General features: G+C 43.1%; 11 protein-coding genes. 8 read left to right on the plus strand and 3 right to left on the minus strand.

Features of this window, described 5'->3' with window-relative positions; translation table 11 throughout:
- Positions 1–101 precede the first annotated feature (101 nt).
- The 8 genes from QDI94_RS09075 to nifJ all read left to right on the plus strand — a co-directional run bounded on the left by QDI94_RS09075 (position 102) and on the right by nifJ (position 14,975).
- A complete protein-coding gene (locus QDI94_RS09075; protein WP_278868469.1) occupies positions 102–1,763 on the plus strand; it encodes a lectin like domain-containing protein in 1,662 nt (553 codons plus the stop codon).
- A gap of 180 nt (positions 1,764–1,943) precedes the next feature.
- On the plus strand, positions 1,944–3,587 hold the full coding sequence (locus QDI94_RS09080; protein WP_278868472.1) for a PP2C family protein-serine/threonine phosphatase: 1,644 nt from the start codon (positions 1,944–1,946) through the stop codon (positions 3,585–3,587).
- Positions 3,588–3,597: 10 nt separating this feature from the next.
- Positions 3,598–4,752: an ATP-binding protein gene (locus tag QDI94_RS09085; protein ID WP_278868474.1), complete on the plus strand. Its 1,155-nt coding sequence runs from the start codon at positions 3,598–3,600 to the stop codon at positions 4,750–4,752.
- A gap of 529 nt (positions 4,753–5,281) precedes the next feature.
- On the plus strand, positions 5,282–6,637 hold the full coding sequence (gene trkA / locus QDI94_RS09090) for a Trk system potassium transporter TrkA (RefSeq protein WP_278868477.1): 1,356 nt from the start codon (positions 5,282–5,284) through the stop codon (positions 6,635–6,637).
- A gap of 10 nt (positions 6,638–6,647) precedes the next feature.
- On the plus strand, positions 6,648–8,093 hold the full coding sequence (locus QDI94_RS09095) for a TrkH family potassium uptake protein (protein ID WP_278418257.1): 1,446 nt from the start codon (positions 6,648–6,650) through the stop codon (positions 8,091–8,093).
- A gap of 374 nt (positions 8,094–8,467) precedes the next feature.
- Positions 8,468–9,655: an alanine racemase gene (locus QDI94_RS09100; protein ID WP_278868479.1), complete on the plus strand. Its 1,188-nt coding sequence runs from the start codon at positions 8,468–8,470 to the stop codon at positions 9,653–9,655.
- A 1-nt stretch (position 9,656) separates the two neighbouring features.
- On the plus strand, positions 9,657–10,685 hold the full coding sequence (locus QDI94_RS09105) for a sugar-transfer associated ATP-grasp domain-containing protein (protein WP_015522919.1): 1,029 nt from the start codon (positions 9,657–9,659) through the stop codon (positions 10,683–10,685).
- 729 nt (positions 10,686–11,414) lie between these two features.
- Positions 11,415–14,975, plus strand: coding sequence for a pyruvate:ferredoxin (flavodoxin) oxidoreductase (gene nifJ, locus QDI94_RS09110; RefSeq protein WP_117837900.1), 3,561 nt, complete (start codon positions 11,415–11,417; stop codon positions 14,973–14,975).
- Positions 14,976–15,371: 396 nt separating this feature from the next.
- Here the strand turns inward: nifJ and QDI94_RS09115 are convergent, their stop codons facing one another.
- From QDI94_RS09115 to QDI94_RS09125, 3 genes are all read right to left on the minus strand, one after another.
- Complete coding sequence (locus QDI94_RS09115) at positions 15,372–15,923, minus strand: phosphatase PAP2 family protein (RefSeq protein WP_278418263.1); 552 nt, start codon at positions 15,921–15,923, stop codon at positions 15,372–15,374.
- A 141-nt stretch (positions 15,924–16,064) separates the two neighbouring features.
- Positions 16,065–17,075 (minus strand): stage V sporulation protein AD, encoded by a 1,011-nt coding sequence (locus QDI94_RS09120; RefSeq protein ID WP_278868482.1) that lies wholly within the window; start codon positions 17,073–17,075, stop codon positions 16,065–16,067.
- Between the two features lie 78 nt (positions 17,076–17,153).
- Entirely contained in the window at positions 17,154–18,881 is a 1,728-nt protein-coding gene (locus tag QDI94_RS09125; RefSeq protein WP_278868484.1) for a VanW family protein, read from the minus strand.
- Between the last annotated feature and the right edge of the window lie 356 nt (positions 18,882–19,237).

The following is a 19,237-nucleotide window of genomic DNA, read 5'->3' on the forward strand; positions in this document are numbered from 1 at the left end:
ATCTGCCACAATTTCCGTTCCGTTGCAGCTCAGGCGGAAATTGTTTGATTTGATTTTTTGTTATAAAGTAAAATGTTTAAAATTTTTGTATAGGTGATTTTATGAATAGAAAGTTTGCTAAAAAATTCATTGCTCTTTTTTCGGCTTCGTGTATGCTTTCAATAGGAACTGTAGCTGTAAATGCTGCTGAAATAGACGATGGCTTTGAGTCGGTAACAAAGAATATGGATTTTTCCGATTCATCTTTTCCGTCAGCATATTCTGCAATCGGCTGTACGCTTGTTGACGAAAACGGACTTCCGAGTGATTTCAGCTCAAAAAAACTCGGCTTTGTAACACCTATCAAGGCTCAGCAGTATAACGATTGTTGGGCGGTTGCAGGCACGGAAGGCTTTGAAACAAAGCTTTTGAAGCTTGGCTATCCCGTTACCGAGATGTCACATGACCACGCAAACGCAAGTTCCACAACACAGACAAACGGCAAGGGCTGGCAGAGAAAATACCGTGGCGGCGGATTTACAAATATTTATCCCGGCTATCTCACCTCATGGCAGGGCGGTGCAGAGATTGCCGATGTCGGTGAGATTGATTTTTCAAAAAATATTCACGGCGATGATATGACAGCCGACAAGACTAAATACGGCACAACAAAACTGCGTTATCTTGACGGCGTTGATTCAAATGAAATCAAACAGGCAATTATGGATAACGGTGCGGTTACTGCATCATATGCAACAACAAACAATTGCTTTAACAATGCAGGCACAGCCTATTTTATGCCACAGTCGTATGACGGCGATTATACAGGCCACACAATCAGCATTGTGGGTTGGAACGATAATCTCAGCAGGTACAAATTCTCTAACGGAACAGGCGTACTGCCCCAAAATAACGGTGCATGGCTTGTGCGCAACAGCTGGGGCGACAACAACACAATGGGCGGTTATTTCTGGCTTTCATATGAGGATAAGTACATTTTCGGCGAAAAGTATTCTCCTAATTTTACGATTGACGAGGTTGTTGAAATTTCCGATGATATGACCATGCTGCAGAATGAACGCTACGGTGCAACCTACAGCTTTAATTATGTTGACAGCAACGACATCACCTTTATCAATTGCTTTGATTTTGATGAAAACAGCCGCACACTTAACAATGTGATTTTTGAAACCAAGAGCAATGGTGCTGATTATGAGGTTTACTATATACCTGTTGATAACGGCACGCCTACGAATGATGAAAGCAAGTGGAAGCTCATTTCATCGGGTAAGGTTACATACAGCGGCTATCAGTCAGTTGATACAAACGGCTATGTTGCGCCGTTGGGCAGAGGTGCAATCGGCATAAGAATTATAACTGAATCAGGTGAATCAAGTCAGCTTGGCGTTGGCGAATGGCTTACCAATTCAACAAAAAAGACTTTTATAAATGATTCAAGATACGGTGACAGCTACATTAAGTATGACGGCACAACATCAGATTTACTTGATTGGTACAAGCTGAACAATAATGACCTTCTCGGCGGTACCTTTGTCATAAAGGCTGTTGCACTTGAGAATGATAATATAATGAAAGGCGATACAAATTTTGACAAAGTGATTTCCGTTGTTGATTCAACACTCGTTCAGAAGTATATTATAGGTAATACCGATTTTGACGGAACTCAGATTTATAATGCCGATTATGACGGTGACGGCATAATTACAATTGCCGATGCAACCGAAATTCAGAAAAAGGTTGTAGGTATGCAAAAGTCAAATTAAAGAATTAAAAATTAAAACAAAAACAGTTGTCGGATGAAGATTTGCAAAACGCAAAGTATATTCATCCGACTTTTATTTTATACAAAAGTAACCGTTAATTTAATATGGACATCTGCCGTGCATTCGTGTTAAAATGTAAAATATAAGGATATGCACGGTTGAACGGGAGGTGAATCGGGTATGAATAATGCGGAAAAATCTGCTGATAAAATAAAAGTAAAAAAGTCGATTTTCAAGAGGCTTTTCGTTCGTGTGCTTGTGCTGTTTATTTTGGCGGTGATTGTTTCGGGTACGCTCAACTGCATTGAAAACATTCAGCGCACAAGGCGGTTTACACGACAGCTGACCGAAAGTGCGTCAAAGGTTGCAACGGAAACTTTTGAACGCAGCGATATAAACGCATTGCTTGATAATCCCGATTCCGAAGAATATCGGAAAGCCGTTAAGACCTTGAGGTGGATTTGTCAGACGAACCACCTTGAATATATGTATATTTACATTCCGAATTTTGACGAAAACAAGGTTACATATGTTATGACTGTTGCCGATGATGACAGCGAAAACGAGAATGTTTTAAATGTGAGAAGTGCAGGTGCAGAGGTTGACCACAGCTTGTGGGACGCTGAAAAAGAGGCGTGGGAAAATCCTAACCTTGTCACGGCTTACGAATATCAGAACGACAGCTTCGGCAGTTTTTACACGGCATTTTCAGCAGTTCAAGGCAATGACGGCAAGCCTGTCGCATTAATCGGTGCGGACTATTCGCTGACGCAGATTTATACGGAAATCATTTTTTATACTGCAATGCGAGTTCTTGCGTTGTTTGTTGTGCTGGCAATTGTATTCTTGCTTGTAATGCGGTTTGTCAGAAAAAAGATGTATAATCCGATACTTTTGATTTTTGAAAAAATTCGAGGATACTTTTCCGACAAGGCTGACGGCACAAATACAAAGAAAGCGTTTGTGCCGATAAAACTCGGCTCTGACGATGAAATTCAGCTTTTGGCTGATTATTTCAACGATATGGCTCACGATGTAGAAAATTATGTTGAAAAAAATTCCGCCCTTGCGAGTGAAAAGGCTAAGAATGAAACCGAGCTTGAGGTTGCAAGGCGGATTCAGTACGGAATAATTGCGAGAGAAAAGAATGTTGTCTTTGCCGATTGTTTTGATGTTTCGGCAAGAATGGAGTCTGCAAGACAGGTAGGCGGCGATTTTTACGATTGCTTTGCATTGCCTGACGGCAGAATATGTGCCGTAGTCGGTGATGTGTCTGGCAAGGGCGTTGCGGCGGCAATGTTTATGGCTTTTGCAAAAACTCTTATCCACGAAAAAATGACCGAAAATGCAGAACCCGACAGAGCATTTGAAGAAATCAACAGGGAACTCTGTTCGTCAAATCCCGAGGGAATGTTTGTAACTGCATTCGCCGTGATTTTTGACAAAAACAGCGACAGCTTTTTGTACATAAATGCAGGTCATAACAAGCCTGTTGCGGTGAGCAACGGCAAGGCTGAATTTTTAGAATGTAAGCCGTGTATAATGCTCGGTGTGTTTGATGATGCAAGATATGTTGTGAACAGCGCTGAATTTGGAAACGGAGATATAATCTGCCTTTACACCGACGGTGTGAATGAGGCAACAAATGCGGATAATGAATTTTTCGGCAACGATAGACTTGTGTCTGCCTGTCAAAATGCCGAACAGACTGCAAAAGGTGTGTGTGACGGAGTTTATGACGCTTTGACGGACTTTACCGAAAATGCGGAGCAATTTGACGATATAACAATTGTTGCAATAAAAAACAGCAAAAACAGAGATTGAAGGGTTATGAATGTTTAAATCGGAAAACAATCAGATTACAATAGAACAGATGAGAAAGCTTGACGAGGAATATACTCTTGTCGATATCCGAGATGAAATTTCGTTTGAATACGGCCACATTGACGGTGCAAAGAATATTCCGCTTGCAAAAATCAAAGAGGACAATTCACTTTTGCCAAAAGACAAGCTTGTTGTCCTCTGTTGCAAAAGCGGTCAGATAAGTGACGAGCTTGCAGAAAATCTGCGTGATGACGGATTCAATGCCGTGAATCTTGAGGGCGGTTATTACAGTTGGTTGAGAAGTCAATTCGAGAATGAGGACTATGCAACCGATGTTGAAAAAAGCATCCGCAAAAAGTTCAGCAAAACAATTTGGAGCAGATTTACTGCGGCGATCATTGAATACAAGCTTGTTGAGCCGAACGATAAAATTGCCGTATGCATTTCGGGCGGCAAGGATTCAATGCTGATGGCAAAGCTTTTTCAGGAGTTGAAAAGACACAATAAATTTCCGTTTGAGCTTGTTTTTCTTGTAATGGACCCGGGCTACAGCGTTGAAAATCGTGATGTAATCGAGAGCAACGCCCGTAGGCTGAACATTCCGATAACTGTTTTTGAAACAGATATTTTTAATTCTGTTTACAATGTTGACAAATATCCCTGCTACCTTTGTGCAAGAATGAGGAGAGGTTATCTCTACAAAAAGGCAAAGCAGCTCGGCTGTAACAAAATCGCACTCGGTCATCACTATGACGATGTTATAGAAACTATTCTTATGGGTATGCTCTACGGCGGTCAGGTTCAGACGATGATGCCGAAGCTCCACAGCACAAACTATGAGGGAATGGAACTTATCCGCCCTCTCTACCTCGTTCGTGAGGCTGAAATCAAGCATTGGCGAGATTACAACAAGCTGAATTTCATTCAATGTGCGTGCCGTTTTACGGACACCTGCACAACCTGTTCCCCGAACAGCAACACAGGCTCAAAACGACAGGAAATCAAACAGCTTATCGCAAATCTGAAGAAAATCAATCCCCAGATTGAAAGCAACATTTTCCACAGCGTTGAAAATGTCAACCTCGATACGATTATTTCATATAAACAGGGCGATAATAAGATTTCGTTTCTGGACAGATATGATGATATGGGGAAGGACAAGTAATTAAAAATTAAAAATTGAAAATTGAAAATGAATGTCGGGAAGACAGTTTGCAAAATGCAAAGCAATGTCTTCCCGACTGTTGTTGTTTAAATGTAGCGGTGAACCGTGTTCTCCCGTCTGAAATATAGTCGCAATGCGTTGCACATAAATGTGCTTCCTATTGCTCGTTATTTCAGACAGTGCATTGCTCCCTTTATCCGCCACCGGCGGCGGTCGCAAGGCTACCATTTGTTTTGGCTGTTCAACCAAAACAAGCAAACCGGTTTTTATAAACATAAATTTTATATAACTATAACAAAATGTATTAAGTTAAACCGATTTTGCAAGCGTTTCGAATGGCGGTCAGTGACCGCCGCTGTAACACAACAATAATTTTGCACAATAAACTAAATTTGTATATAGTCGGATTCTTTCTATTTTAGTATTGATTTTAGCATAAAATAGGTGTATTATGACTTTGGTATGCGGACGGGTGAAATTTTTCAGTGGTCCGCACCTTGTTCTTAAATAATCGTTAAGAGGAAAATTTATGAGAATAATAATTGTTGGATGCGGAAAGGTTGGCTCCTCGATAGCGTCGGAGCTTAACTTGGAAGGACATGAAATATCAGTAGTCGATATTGACCACGGTGCAGTCGATAAACTTGCAAATTCGCTTGATGTTCTCGGCATAGAGGGAAACGGTGCAACATATGATGTGCTTGTTGAGGCAGGCGCAGAGTATGCCGATTTGCTTATTGCCGCAACCGCAAGGGATGAAATCAATCTGTATTCGTGTCTTATGGCTAAGGCGGCAGGCGTTACCCACACAATTGCAAGAGTGCGTAATCCCGAATACACAAACGACCTTTACAGAATCAAAGAGCATCTCGGTCTTTCTATGGCAATCAATCCCGAACAGACCGCCGCTAATGAAATCAGTCGTCTGTTAAGATTTTCGGGTGCGCTTGAAATTGATTCGTTCTCAAAGGGCGTTGTTGAGCTTATCAAGGTAACTGTACCGCAGAATTCGTCAATTGTCGGAACTGCTTTGAGCAGAGTTGACAACCTCAGAGGTAAGGTGAGAATCTGTACGGTTGAGAGAGGGGATGAGATGTTCATTCCTAACGGTGATTTTGTTATTAACGGCGGTGACAGAATTTCTGTTGTTGCAAAGCCCGAAATTGCCGCAAAATTCTTTAAGCGTATCAGTATTGCAATCGGCAGAAGTAAGGATGTTATCCTTCTCGGCGGCGGCAAGGTTTCGTTCTACCTTGCAAAGACGCTTATTAAATCCGGTGCGAATGTCAAAATTATCGAGAAAAATCCCGAACGCTGCAACTTTCTTTCGGAGGCTATACCTGGGGCTGTTATAATTCAGGGCGATTGCATGGATCAGTCGCTGTTGCTTTCGGAGGGTGTTGAACACGCTGACGGCATTGCCGCTCTTATGGATTATGACGAAGAAAATATTATCATAACGATGTACCTAAAGGGCATTACAAAGGCAAAATTGATTACTAAGGTAAATAATGCGTCATTTGATCCGCTTTTGCATGATCAGAATTTTGAATGTATTATTCATCCAAAGAGCCTTACAGGCGAATATATTGCAAGATATATCAGAGCGATGCAGAATACGGGCGACAGCAATGTTGAATCGCTTTACCGCCTTAACGACGACAAGGTTGAGGCTCTTGAATTCAAGGTTAATGCGGAATCAAGGGTTACGAATGTTCCGATTATGAGCCTTAATCTGAAGGCTAATCTTCAGATTATCTGCATTAACAGAGGCGGAAAAATTATTCTTCCGCAAGGTACGGATGTGATTAAACCTGAGGACACGGTAATTGTGCTTACCATGCAAAAAGGTCTTAGCAAGCTTGAAGATATTGTAAAGCGTTGAGGGGAGCATAATGAATAAACGATTAATTGTGTATATCCTCGGCTGGGTTCTTATTGTCGAGGGTGCGGCTATGCAGATTGCAACCGTTACTTCATTTATATACGGCGAACACGAGGGACTTTATTTTCTCGGAGTAGGTGCTTTGTCGGCACTTTTGGGCTTGCTTGCCGTAAAAGTAAAAAAACCGAAAAACGCTGTGCTTTATCAGAAGGCAGGCTTTGCAGCCACTGCGTTAAGCTGGATTCTTATGTCTTTTGTAGGATGTTTTCCGTTCTGGCTGAGCGGTGAGATTCCGAGTTTTATTGACGCTTTTTACGAAACCGTGTCGGGCTTTACAACAACAGGTTCAACTATACTTACCGATGTTGAGGCATTGAGCCACGGAATGCTTATGTGGCGAAGCTTTCTCCATTGGTTGGGCGGTATGGGCGTAATCGTGTTCTTGCTTGCGATTATCCCGAAGCTCGGCGGTCAGCAGAATATTTTCCTTATGAAAGCCGAGAGCCCCGGTCCGATTGTGGGCAAGGCTGTTCCGAAAATGAGAAATTACGCAATGATGCTCTACGGAATTTATTTCGGCTTGACCACACTTGAATTTATATTTTTAATTATAGGCAAAATGCCTGTTTTTGATGCACTTAACATAAGCTTTGCAACGGCAGGTACGGGCGGTTTCGGCGTTACCAACGCAGGTATCGCTTCATACAGCAATTATCTGCAAACCGTTATTGCTGTATTTATGATGCTGTTCGGAATTAACTTTTCCGTGTATATCCTCATTCTTGCGAAGAAGTTTAAGCAGGCTTTCCGCATTCAGGAGCTGTGGGTTTATTTCGGAATTATCGTGCTGTCAACAGCCTTGATTGCGTTTAACATCAGGTCACTTTATCCGAGTGCGTATGATGCGGTTCACCAGAGCTTTTTCTATGTTTCGTCAATTATCACGACAACAGGTTTTGGTTTGACGGATGTCAATAACTGGCCTGAATTTTCAAAAACCGTGATTATGATTATCACATTTATCGGTGCAATGGCAGGCAGTACAGGCGGCGGTTTTAAGGTTTCAAGAGTTATTTTGCTCTTTAAGGAAACACGAAAGGAGTTTTCACTCCTCATTCATCCGAGAAATGTTAAGACCGTTAAAATGGACGGCAAGGCGATTGACCACAACGTTATGAGGTCAACTTCAATTTTCCTTGTGCTGTACATCGGAATCTTTGCGTTAAGCTGGCTTGTGCTTTCGCTTGACCGGACGGATTTTGTGACGAATTTCACGGCTGTTGCCGCAAATATCAACAACACAGGTCCGGGTCTTGGAATGGTTGGCCCTGTAGGCAACTATTCGGAATTCAGTATTTTGTCAAAAATTATTTTGATTTTCGATATGTTAGCAGGCAGACTCGAATTGTTCCCGCTGATGCTGCTGTTCGCCCCGTCAGCATGGAAAAAATCGTAAGTAAATTGAAAAGATTATAATAAAGATCGGGAAGACGGTTTGCAAAATGCAAAACAATGTCTTCCCGACTGTTTTTTATATGTGGAATTGTGTGAACGGTTGCAATGTTATGCTCGGGAATAATATGTTTTTGATATTTACAAACTATCTACACGAATTGGGTACGGCGACACGCTGCCGACCACAATTTTCCATTTTCCATTTTCAACTTTCAATTTAAAATTAACGCTCGGGCATAATATGTTTTTTGATATTTACAAACTGTCTTCCCGAATTGGGTGCAGCGACACGCTGCCGGCCGTGCGGCTTAAGTATTGATTTAGAGGAATTGTTATGCTATAATTTTAAAGATACAGTGTATTAACGGAGGCTTTATGATGCTGGACTCATATGTTGAAATTGACCTTGACAAAATCGGTGCAAATGCCCGTGCGATAACACAAAAATACAGTGACTACAAATATTTTATTGCCGTTCTCAAGGGTGACGGTTACGGTCACGGTATGGAAGTGGCAAATGAAATGTACAAAAACGGTATTAACTATTTTGCCGTGTCCTCTCTTGAGGAGGCTCAAAGCTTTCGTAAGGTCAACAAGGACGCTCCGCTTTTGTGCCTGCACCCGGTTCATCTTTCGAGAATTGAGGAGGCAAAGCGGCTTAATCTCACAATTGCCGTGAATGAGCTTGACTACCTTAAAAGGTTGCTTAATTTGAACATTGACTGCAATTTCAAGGTTCATCTTCAGATTGATACAGGCTTTAACCGCCTCGGCTTCAAGGATAAGAACGAGGTTAAAACTGCTGTTGATATGATTAGCGGTTCAAATTTTGTTCTTGAGGGAATTTATCAGCATTTTGCAACAGCCGGAATTTTTGATCCCCATTGGGACGAGCAGGTCAGAAACTTCAAGGAGCTTACATCGCTTATTGATTTGAATAAAATCCCGATTGTCCATATGGGCAGTTCCGTTTCAATGCTCACCCACCCGAAACAGCCTTTTACAACAGGCGTGAGAATGGGCATTGCAATCTACGGCTACAATGTTGCCCCCGATTCTCTTTCAAGTTCGCCGAAGGACAGACTCCGCAAAATGCGAAACAATTACTTCATTAAGAAGTACAACATCAGCGAAACATATTTTGATGTAAAGATAGATTTACAGCCGGCCATGAAGATGAAAACCCGTATTCTTCAGCTTAAAAAGGTGAGCAAGGGTGAGTGGTTCGGCTACAATGCGTCATATACGGCAGATGAGGATATTATTCTTGCAATTCTTCCTGTCGGCTACAACAACGGCATCGGTCACGCAAATCACGGCAGAAGGGTTGTTATCAACGGCAAAAAATATCCTGTTGTCGGTGAGATGTGTATGAATATGACGGCTGTTAAGGTTGATTCATCGGTAAAAATTGATGACGAGGTAACACTCCTCGGTGACGGTATAACCGTTGGAATGTTCGGCAGAAGTTCGGGTATGGGCAATGCCGAGGCGCTTGTGAATATAGGCAAGAACAATCCGAGATTTTATGTAAAAGACGGTAAGGTTGTAAAGGAGAAGTAAGATGGCAGTTTCGGTACACAAATGGCTTTTGAATAAATTCAGAGATATTAACCACAGTAGAATGGATAAGCACATTGACATTATCGCCAAGAACAGCGGTAAGTCAAAGGCTTATATCAAGTTCGACATAATCCGTAACTTTCTCATCAGAGGCACAGGCTACACGGACTATTTCCGTTGCGATTTTATCAACCTTTCGGCTAAAGAGAAAAAAACCTTTGTAACTGCAAAAACTTTCTACAAAATTCTTGAATATCTCAACGATGAGGAATATATCGTTCTTCTTCGTGACAAGCTTGTTTTTGACGAGCTTTTCAAAAAGTATCTCAAAAGAGATTTCATCAACCTTCGCACAGGCAGTAAGGAAGATTTCAAGAAGTTCCTTGACGGCAGAGAAACCGTTTTTGCAAAAGATCCGACAGGCGAGGGCGGTCACGGCATTTCAAAAATCACCGTTGCCGATGTAAAGGACAGCAACAAGCTTTATGATGAACTCAAGGCAAACGGTCAGCTTCTTGTTGAGGAAGCAATCGTTCAGAGCGATGACCTCAACGAAATCAATCCGTGCGTTGTAAATTCATGGCGAGTTGTTACGCTCTATAAGGACGGCAAGGCGCATATAATAAATAACGCTCTCCGTATCAATCAGGACGAGTCGAATGTTATCGGCTGTACAAATGACCTCTACCTCAGCCTTGATGCAGACGGCAGAATCGACAGTAATGTAATTGACGACTACGGCAATGTTTACGACAAACACCCGATGACAGGCAAAAAGTTCTCCGAGGTTAAGATTGCAGGCGTTCGAGAGGCTCTTGACATGGTTGTTGAGGCAGCGGAAAAGATTCCGCAGGTGAGATATATCGGCTGGGATATCGCCTTTTCAAAGAACGGTCCCGTTATGGTTGAGGGCAACGAGTACCCGGGCTACGGACTTTTGCAGTTCTATAAACTAAAAGGCAAACGCACAGGCCACCTGAAAGAAATCGCCGATGTCCTCGGTGACGAGATGAATAACATTAAGCTTTGACTGTTCAATAAATTTTATAATAAGGGGCTGTGAAGAACGGAGTCTTAAACTTCATTTCTTCACAGCCCTTAAGTAATAGCAGAAAAAATTGTGATGGATTGAATTTTATAAAAGGCGCAAAGCCGGTGCTTGTTTGCAGGTGGGAACCGTGTTCTTCCGTTCGTGTGTACGGTTGCACGCATTGCGTGCGAAATTAAATACACAGTTTATGTTATATCAAAACATATGTGTGTGGACATAAAATTTCATCAAGTGGGGGGATAATATCCGCCCCACATTTAAAAGCAACTTCCATATATACAAAAACAGTCGGGCGACAATGATTTGCATTTTGCAAACTGTCTGCCCGACCACAACTTTCAATTTTAAAAAACTTTCGCTCGGGCATAATTATGTTTTTTACATTGCAAACTGTCTTCACGAATTGGGGACGGCGGCTCGCCGTAATTTTCTATTTTCAACTTTCAATTTTAAAAAAGCAATAACAAAGTACCTTGACAGGAACAAGTAAATACAAAAAACTTTTTGTAAAAAACGAAACAAAAATATATATCCTGCTTTGAATTTCTTGTGTAAAACACTTTACAAATCGGTGTTTAAGTGATAAAATTTAAGATGATACAAGGTATCCGTACCGTTTGTTAATTTACGGTGCGTAATTAAAGGGTATCGAAAATTTATGCGGCATCATTTCCTTTGCCGCTTTGATTAAAAAGGAGGACGATTCCATTGGCAAGAAAAATGAAAACTATGGATGGCAACAGCGCAGTAGCTCATGTATCTTATGCGTTTACCGATGTTGCGGCTATCTATCCTATTACACCTTCTTCCGTAATGGCTGACCTTACCGACAAGTTCTCGGCACAGGGTGCAAAGAACCTTTTCGGCAGACAGGTTCAGGTAACGGAAATGCAGTCAGAGGGCGGCGCTTCGGGTGCTGTTCACGGCTCACTCGCAGCAGGTGCTTTGACTACAACCTATACAGCATCACAGGGCCTGCTCCTTATGATTCCGAATATGTACAAGATGGCAGGCGAGCTCCTTCCGGGCGTTATTCATGTATCAGCCCGTGCGCTCACAAGCCACGCACTTTCTATTTTTGGTGACCACTCAGATATCTACGCTTGCCGTCAGACAGGTTATGCAATGCTTTGTTCAAACAATCCTCAGGAATGTATGGACCTTGCCGCTGTTGCTCACCTTGCAGCTATTGAAGGCAGAGTTCCTTTCCTTCATTTCTTTGACGGTTTCAGAACTTCTCACGAAATTCAGAAGATTGAAGAGTGGGATTACGCAGACCTCGCCGATATGCTTAACTGGGATGCAGTTGAGGCTTTCCGTCGTCGTGCTCTTAACCCTGAGCATCCTGTAACAAGAGGTACTGCTCAGAACGATGATATCTTCTTCCAGGCAAGAGAAGCTTGTAACAAGTATTACGACGCAGTTCCCGAAGTTGTTGTTAAATATATGGACAAGGTTAATGCTAAAATCGGCACTGACTACAAGCCATTCAACTACTACGGTGCAGAGGATGCAGAGCATGTTATCGTTGCTATGGGTTCTGTTTGTGACTGTACAGAAGAAGTTGTTGATTACCTCAATGCCGCAGGCGAAAAGGTCGGTCTTCTTAAAGTTCACCTTTACAGACCTTTCGTTGCCGACTATATGCTCAGAGAGCTTCCTAAGACTGTTAAGACAATCTCTGTTCTTGACAGAACAAAGGAACCCGGTTCAATCGGCGAACCTCTTTATCTTGATGTTCTCGCTGCTATCAACGGTTCGGACTTTGCAGGTGTAAAGGTTTACACAGGCAGATACGGTCTTGGCTCAAAGGATACAACACCGGGCGACATCATCGCTGTTTACAGAAACGCTGAAAGCGAAACACCTAAGAGAAGATTTACAATCGGCATTGTTGATGATGTTACAAACCTCTCACTTCCGATTGTTGAAAATCCCGATACAACTCCGAAGGGTACACACAGCTGTAAGTTCTGGGGTCTTGGTGCTGACGGTACTGTCGGTGCTAACAAGAACTCAATCAAGATTATCGGCGATAACACCGATATGTACGCTCAGGGCTACTTTGCATATGACTCAAAGAAGTCGGGCGGTCTTACAGTTTCTCACCTTCGTTTCGGTAAAACTCCTATTAAGTCAACATACTACATTTCAAAGGCAGACTTCGTTGCCTGTCACAATCCGTCTTATGTTGACAAGTACGATATTGTTGATGACCTTAAAGAAGGCGGTTCATTCCTTCTTAACTGCCCATGGGATACAGAAGAGCTTTCCGAGCGTCTCCCGGGTAAGATGAAGAAGATTCTCGCTGAAAGACACATCAACTTCTACACAATTGACGGTATCAAGATCGGTAAGGAAATCGGTCTTGGCGGTCGTATCAACACAGTTCTTCAGTCAGCATTCTTCAAGATTGCAGATATTATTCCTGCCGACAAGGCTAAGGAGCTTATGAAGGCTGCCGCTAAGAAGTCATACATGAAGAAAGGTCAGGCTATCGTAGATATGAACTACGCCGCTATCGACCGTGGTATGGAAGACCTCAAGAAGGTTGAAATTCCTGCTGATTGGGCTAATGCTGTTGATAATTCAGTTGCCGACAAGGCAGAGGGTAACGGCGCTCTCGTTGAGTATGTAAACGAAATCCTCAAGCCTGTAAACGCATATAAGGGTAACAAGCTCCCTGTTTCAACATTTATGGATCATGTTGACGGTACTGCTCCGAACGGTTCTGCCGCTTATGAAAAGAGAGGTATCGCAGTTGATGTTCCCGAATGGAATCCTGAAAACTGTATTCAGTGTAACAGATGTGCAATCGTATGTCCTCACGCTGTAATCCGTCCTGTTGCCATGACAGCCGATGAGCTTGCAAAAGCTCCCGAGGGTACAAAGAGCCTCCCAATGATGGGACTTAAGGACCTCAACTTTGTAATGACAGTTTCAACACTTGACTGTACGGGTTGCGGCGCTTGTGCTCAGGTTTGTCCGGGTAAGAAGGGCGCTAAGGCTCTCACAATGCAGCCAATTGACTCACAGCGTCCTAAGCAGGCAGTATTTGACTACGCTCTCACACTTGAAGATAAGCCTGAAGTTCACGAGAAGTTCAAGTTCACTACAGTTAAGGGCAGTCAGTTCAAACAGCCGTTGCTTGAATTCTCAGGCGCTTGCGCAGGCTGTGGTGAAACACCGTATGCAAAGCTTGTTACACAGCTTTTCGGTGACAGAATGTTTATCGCTAACGCAACAGGCTGTTCATCAATTTGGGGTGCATCTGCTCCTGCAACACCTTATACAAAGAATAAGAAGGGTTACGGTCCTGCTTGGCAGAACTCACTCTTTGAAGATAACGCAGAGTTCGGTCTTGGTATGGCTCTCGGTCAGAAGGCTATCCGCAACAGACTTATCGAGTATGTTGAGGGTATTCAGAAGGATACAGACAGCGCTGACCTCAAGACAGCTTGCCAGAACTATCTCGACACAGTAACAGATTCAACTTCAAGCCGTCCTGCAACAGACGCTCTTATCGCTGAACTCGAAAAGAACACAGAGGACGCAAAGGTTGGCGAACTCGTTAAGAAAACACTCGTTGACAAGGACGAACTCGCTAAGAAGTCAATGTGGATCTTCGGCGGTGACGGTTGGGCTTATGATATCGGTTTCGGCGGTCTTGACCATGTAATCGCATCAGGCGAAAATGTTAATATCCTCGTATTCGATACTGAGGTTTATTCTAACACAGGCGGTCAGGCTTCAAAGGCTACTCCTGTAGGTTCGGTTGCACAGTTTGCCGCCGCAGGTAAGGCTGTTAAGAAGAAAGACCTCGCCGCTATTGCAATGAGCTACGGCTATGTTTATGTTGCACAGTGTGCTATGGGTGCTGACAACAATCAGGTTCTCAAGGCTATGGTTGAGGCTGAAAGCTACAACGGTCCGTCACTCGTAATCTGCTACGCTCCGTGTATCAACCACGGCATCAAGGGCGGCATGGGCATTGCTCAGCTTGAGGAGAAAAAGGCTGTTGAGGCAGGTTATTGGAACATCTTCCGTTATGATCCGCGACTTGCAGACGAGGGCAAGAATCCGTTTATGCTTGACGGTAAAGCTCCTTCTGCATCATATCGTGACTTCATCATGGGCGAAGTTCGTTATAACTCACTCACTCGCTCATTCCCCGAAAGAGCAGAAAAACTCTTTGAAAAGGCTGAAAAGGTTGCAGCTGATAAGTATGCTCACCTTGAAAAGCTTGCAAGCCTTCCCGACGCTGAATAATTTTGGTTAAAGCTTGTACAAATTGATAATAAATAAAATTTTCTCCCGAATATGGCACTGCCGTGTTCGGGAGAGTTTTTTTAAAAATTGAAAATGTAAAATGGAAAATTGAAAATTATGGTCAGCGGTGTGCCGCCGCAGTCCTTTTGAGAAGACAGTTTTGTTAATGAGAGAGTATAGACGCCCGTGTGCAGATATGCAGAGCTTGTACAAATCTGTAGGACGGATGGATATTATGCGAATGCCGCAAAAGCGTACAAAAAAATCGCCTTTCTTTTTACAGTGAGAATGTTCAAATCTACCGTAAAAAGAAAGGCAATTGTTAAGCCGTTTGATTTGTTTAATTATCTGTCAATGTTTACCGACAATTGTTGTCAAAGCTATTGCCGCATGGAATTATAATACACCCGGAAACCATATGGGGACAACGGTGTTAAAGATAAGCACTGAACAGATTCCGCAGGTTAAGCCGAGAATCATACCGGCGATAACATCTGTTAGGTAATGCACACGCAGATAAATTCTTGAAAATGCAATCAGCAGTGCGAGTGCGAGAATCGGCATAAAGGTTACCAATCTGCAACGCAGAAGAGCAACTCCGACCATTGCAAACGATGCTGTGGTGTGACCCGACGGAAACGAGTAAAACCTCGGTCTGTCAATAAGCTGTTCGTCATCATCAAGGCTGTGGCAGGGTCGCACACGCTTTACGATATGCTTTATAATAATCTCTCCCATAAGGTGAGCCCAAGCAAGTCCGAAAATAAAGTTAGCGGCTGTTGCCCTCCAACTCGGATTTATAAGGAAAGGCAGACAAATTGCCCACCATATCAGCCCGGCATTGCCTGCACGGGACGCAGTAATCATTATTCTGTTTAGTGCCGGCTTATGAATTCGGGATATGTTGTCAAGAACCCTATTGTCGATGTTTTGAATCCTGCCAAACATAAACGCAACTCCTATTCGTATATTTACTCTGTCTGCCGCAAGATAAAATTGCATTGCAGGCTATTCTGGCATCCTATCATTATTCATACAGGTTCATTATAACACATGGAATTTCATTTGAACAGATATTTTGAAAAAATTTTACTTTATTTTTATATTAACCAAATGAGCAATTGAGGGAATATTTGCCCCCTGTCCGCTTGATGTCGGACTCATGAGCGCCCCTGTTGCCATAAACAGGATGTTTTGAACAATGCCGTTTTGAAAATCGTCCATAATTTTTGAGCAAAGCACCGATGCGGCACATCCGCAGCCTGAACCGCCCGAGTGAACATCCTGATTTGAGCGTTCAAAAATCATCAGACCGCAATCGTTGTGCTGTTTTCTGATATTTATTCCGTCACGCTCAAGCAAATCATAAAGCGATTTACTGCCGACCTCTCCCAAATCGCCCGTGATAATCATATCGTAATCCTCGGGCGATGTTTTGGTATCCTCAAGATAACATTCAAGGGTCTGAGCTGCCGCCGGAGCCATTGCCGCCCCCATGTTATTGGCGTCACTTACTCCAAGATCAACTATTCTGCCGACTGTTGCCCTTGCCACACAGACTCCGTTTTTAAGATTTTTCAGAATACAACTCCCGGCGCCCGTAACTGTCCATTGGGCGGTAGGTGTGCGGACTCCGCCGTATTCAAGCGGAAAGCGGTACTGCCGTTCCGCCGAGGCGAAATGTGATGAGGTGACGCAGGCGGAAATTTCCGCACCGCCGCTTTCAACAGCCGCTGCCGCCATAATAAGACTCTGCGCCATTGTAGAGCATGCACCGTACTGCCCGAGATACGGTATTCCGAACTTCATAAGTCCGAAGCTTGAGCCGATGCACTGGTTGAGCAAGTCGCCTGCAAACACGCAGTCAACCTCATTTGCGTATATTTTTGACCGTTCAAGCGCCTTTTCAAGAGCCTCTCCCTGAAACATACTTTCCGCCTGTTCAAAGGTATCACAGCCGTCGTAGCTGTCGTAAATGATTTTATCAAAGTATTTTTTGAGAGGCCCCTCGGCTTCTTTTTTTCCGGCAACAGAACCCCAGCCTGCAATAACAGGTTGATTTTCAAATTCTATTGTATATGCTCCTGTTCTTTTTAACATACAAAAACTCCCTTCCGCTGTTATTATCTGCGAAAGGGAGTCTTTTTATTATTGCCTGTTAAATTTCAGACACTTTAATTATTCTGTAACATCAGATTCTGCGTGCGTCGGCTCAGGCTCCGGTTCAGGCTTCGGCTCTGTCTTCGGTTCTGAGCTTGAGTGTGACGGTGAGCTGCTCGGCGTGCTTGACGAGCTGCTTACATGGCTTGATGAAGAAGATGATGACGGCTTGCTCGACTGGCTTGGTTTGCTCGAACTCGAATGCGACGGTTCGCTGTAGGATGACTGTACGCTTGATGAGCTTGCCGCCGAACTGTCGTCGTTGCTGTTTGTGGGTGCTGTTTCATCGGGAACATTAACATCATCGCCGTACTTTGCACGGGGATCGTTTGCCGCATCAATAAAAATATAGCCGTTTGCCGTATCATAGGTTGAAGAGCCGAGCGACTCCGAATCAACCTCCTTGCCGTCCTTGTAGTAAACTCTCCAAGCCTTTACGGTATAGCTTGAACCGCCCCGATCCGTGAGCTTGTTGCGAGTCATAATAAGGTCGTAGGAATCTGACTTCCATCCCCAAAACGAAACATAAAGAGTGCTGTCAACAACCTTACATTCAAGGAACATCTGGTAGTCTGTCGGATTGGAAAGCTTGAGATCAAGGTTGCCGTAGTCGATTGTTGCGTCAAGACCTGTCGGAACATAGCTTGATGCCCACTTGTGACAGTAGCGTTCCTCAACCTTCATATTGGCTCTGACTGCCGCATTGTAGATTGTTGAACTGGACTGGCATATACCGCCGCCGATGCCGATATCGGATTTGCCGTTTGAAATAACGCCTGCCGGTTTGTAACCGAGTGATTCAAGGTTTGAGTTGCCTGTACATTTGTTGAATGACCATGTTGCACCGGGCTCGATAACCGAACCGTTGCAGGCTTTAAGCGAAACACGCATATTTTCTGTTCCGTTTGCCGTGTTGGTTGAAACTGTTTCGTATGTTGAAAGAAGAACGATGTTTTTCTTCAAATCGTCAACCGTGATTTTTGCGTCTGTTTTTTCAACATCGGCAATAATTCTGTATTCGCTTGCACCGCTTGCAAACACGCCCTTGAACTGATTTGTAAGGTCGGTTTCGTTTACCTTTTGTCCCTGAGTTTCCTCTGTATATTCAAAACGCTTTTTTGCAAAAGGGTGGAACTTTGAAACATAGGCGTTTTCAGCTCCCTTGTAATTTTTCTTTGCGACCTTTTTGGCGGCCTCTTCAACGCTTTCGGGGATTACCGTAGCGGTTACGGTGTAGGCTGAGCCGCTTGTTGAAGCGGTTTCCGCAGACGGGTCGGTTGCCTTTGTTTTGATTTCATTAAGTACCGACTCAATGTCATATGTATACTTAAAATCCTTTTCGGTCACATTGCTGATGATTCCGCTCACATCAACCGAAATGCTGAGCGGCTTGACAAAGCTTTCCTCGTTCTTTTCGAGAAGCTTTTTCGCCTCATCGTATGTTTTGCCTGAAATTGAAATACCCGAAACGGTTGTGCCGTCGGGAAATTTAAATTCGCCTGCCATAGCCTCTTCAACTTTGTTGAAAAGATTTCCGCCGAAAACGCAGAAGCCTGCAACACCGAGTGCAATTACCGCCGCTGCGGCAGAGGAAATGATGACAACGAGCTTTTTTTTGCTCTTTTTTTCACCTTTGGCCGCCGAGTGTCTGCCCTTCTTGCCGTTAGATGAGCCGTTGCTGCCGTGGTTGATGTCGACCAACTCTTCGTCAACAACAAGAATATCGTCCATATAATTCCTGTTCAAAAAATTCACCTCATAATATATCCCAAAATTGTCTGTTAAAAATCGAATTTATTCAGCTTTTAACAACGGCTAATATTTTTCATTACTTCCTTTAATTACCCTGTACTGTAATATACAACAGCACAGTCTTTATTTTACAATATAATTTTGAAAAAATAAAGTGTGAAAACACAAAATTTAGAAAAAATTTTTATATAAATTTAAGTTCTTTTGCCCAAAATAATTTGACGGCTTTTTGAATGGACGAAATACAGGTCCGATACGCAAAAATTTTATTCAATTTTCAGCCGAATTGAGAAAATAATCTATTGAAATACTTGCCGATAAAAAGTATAATAACATTGAGCGTGTCTGCG

Source organism: Ruminococcus bromii, assembly GCF_928721825.1.
In the GTDB taxonomy this organism is placed as follows: domain Bacteria; phylum Bacillota; class Clostridia; order Oscillospirales; family Acutalibacteraceae; genus Ruminococcoides; species Ruminococcoides bromii.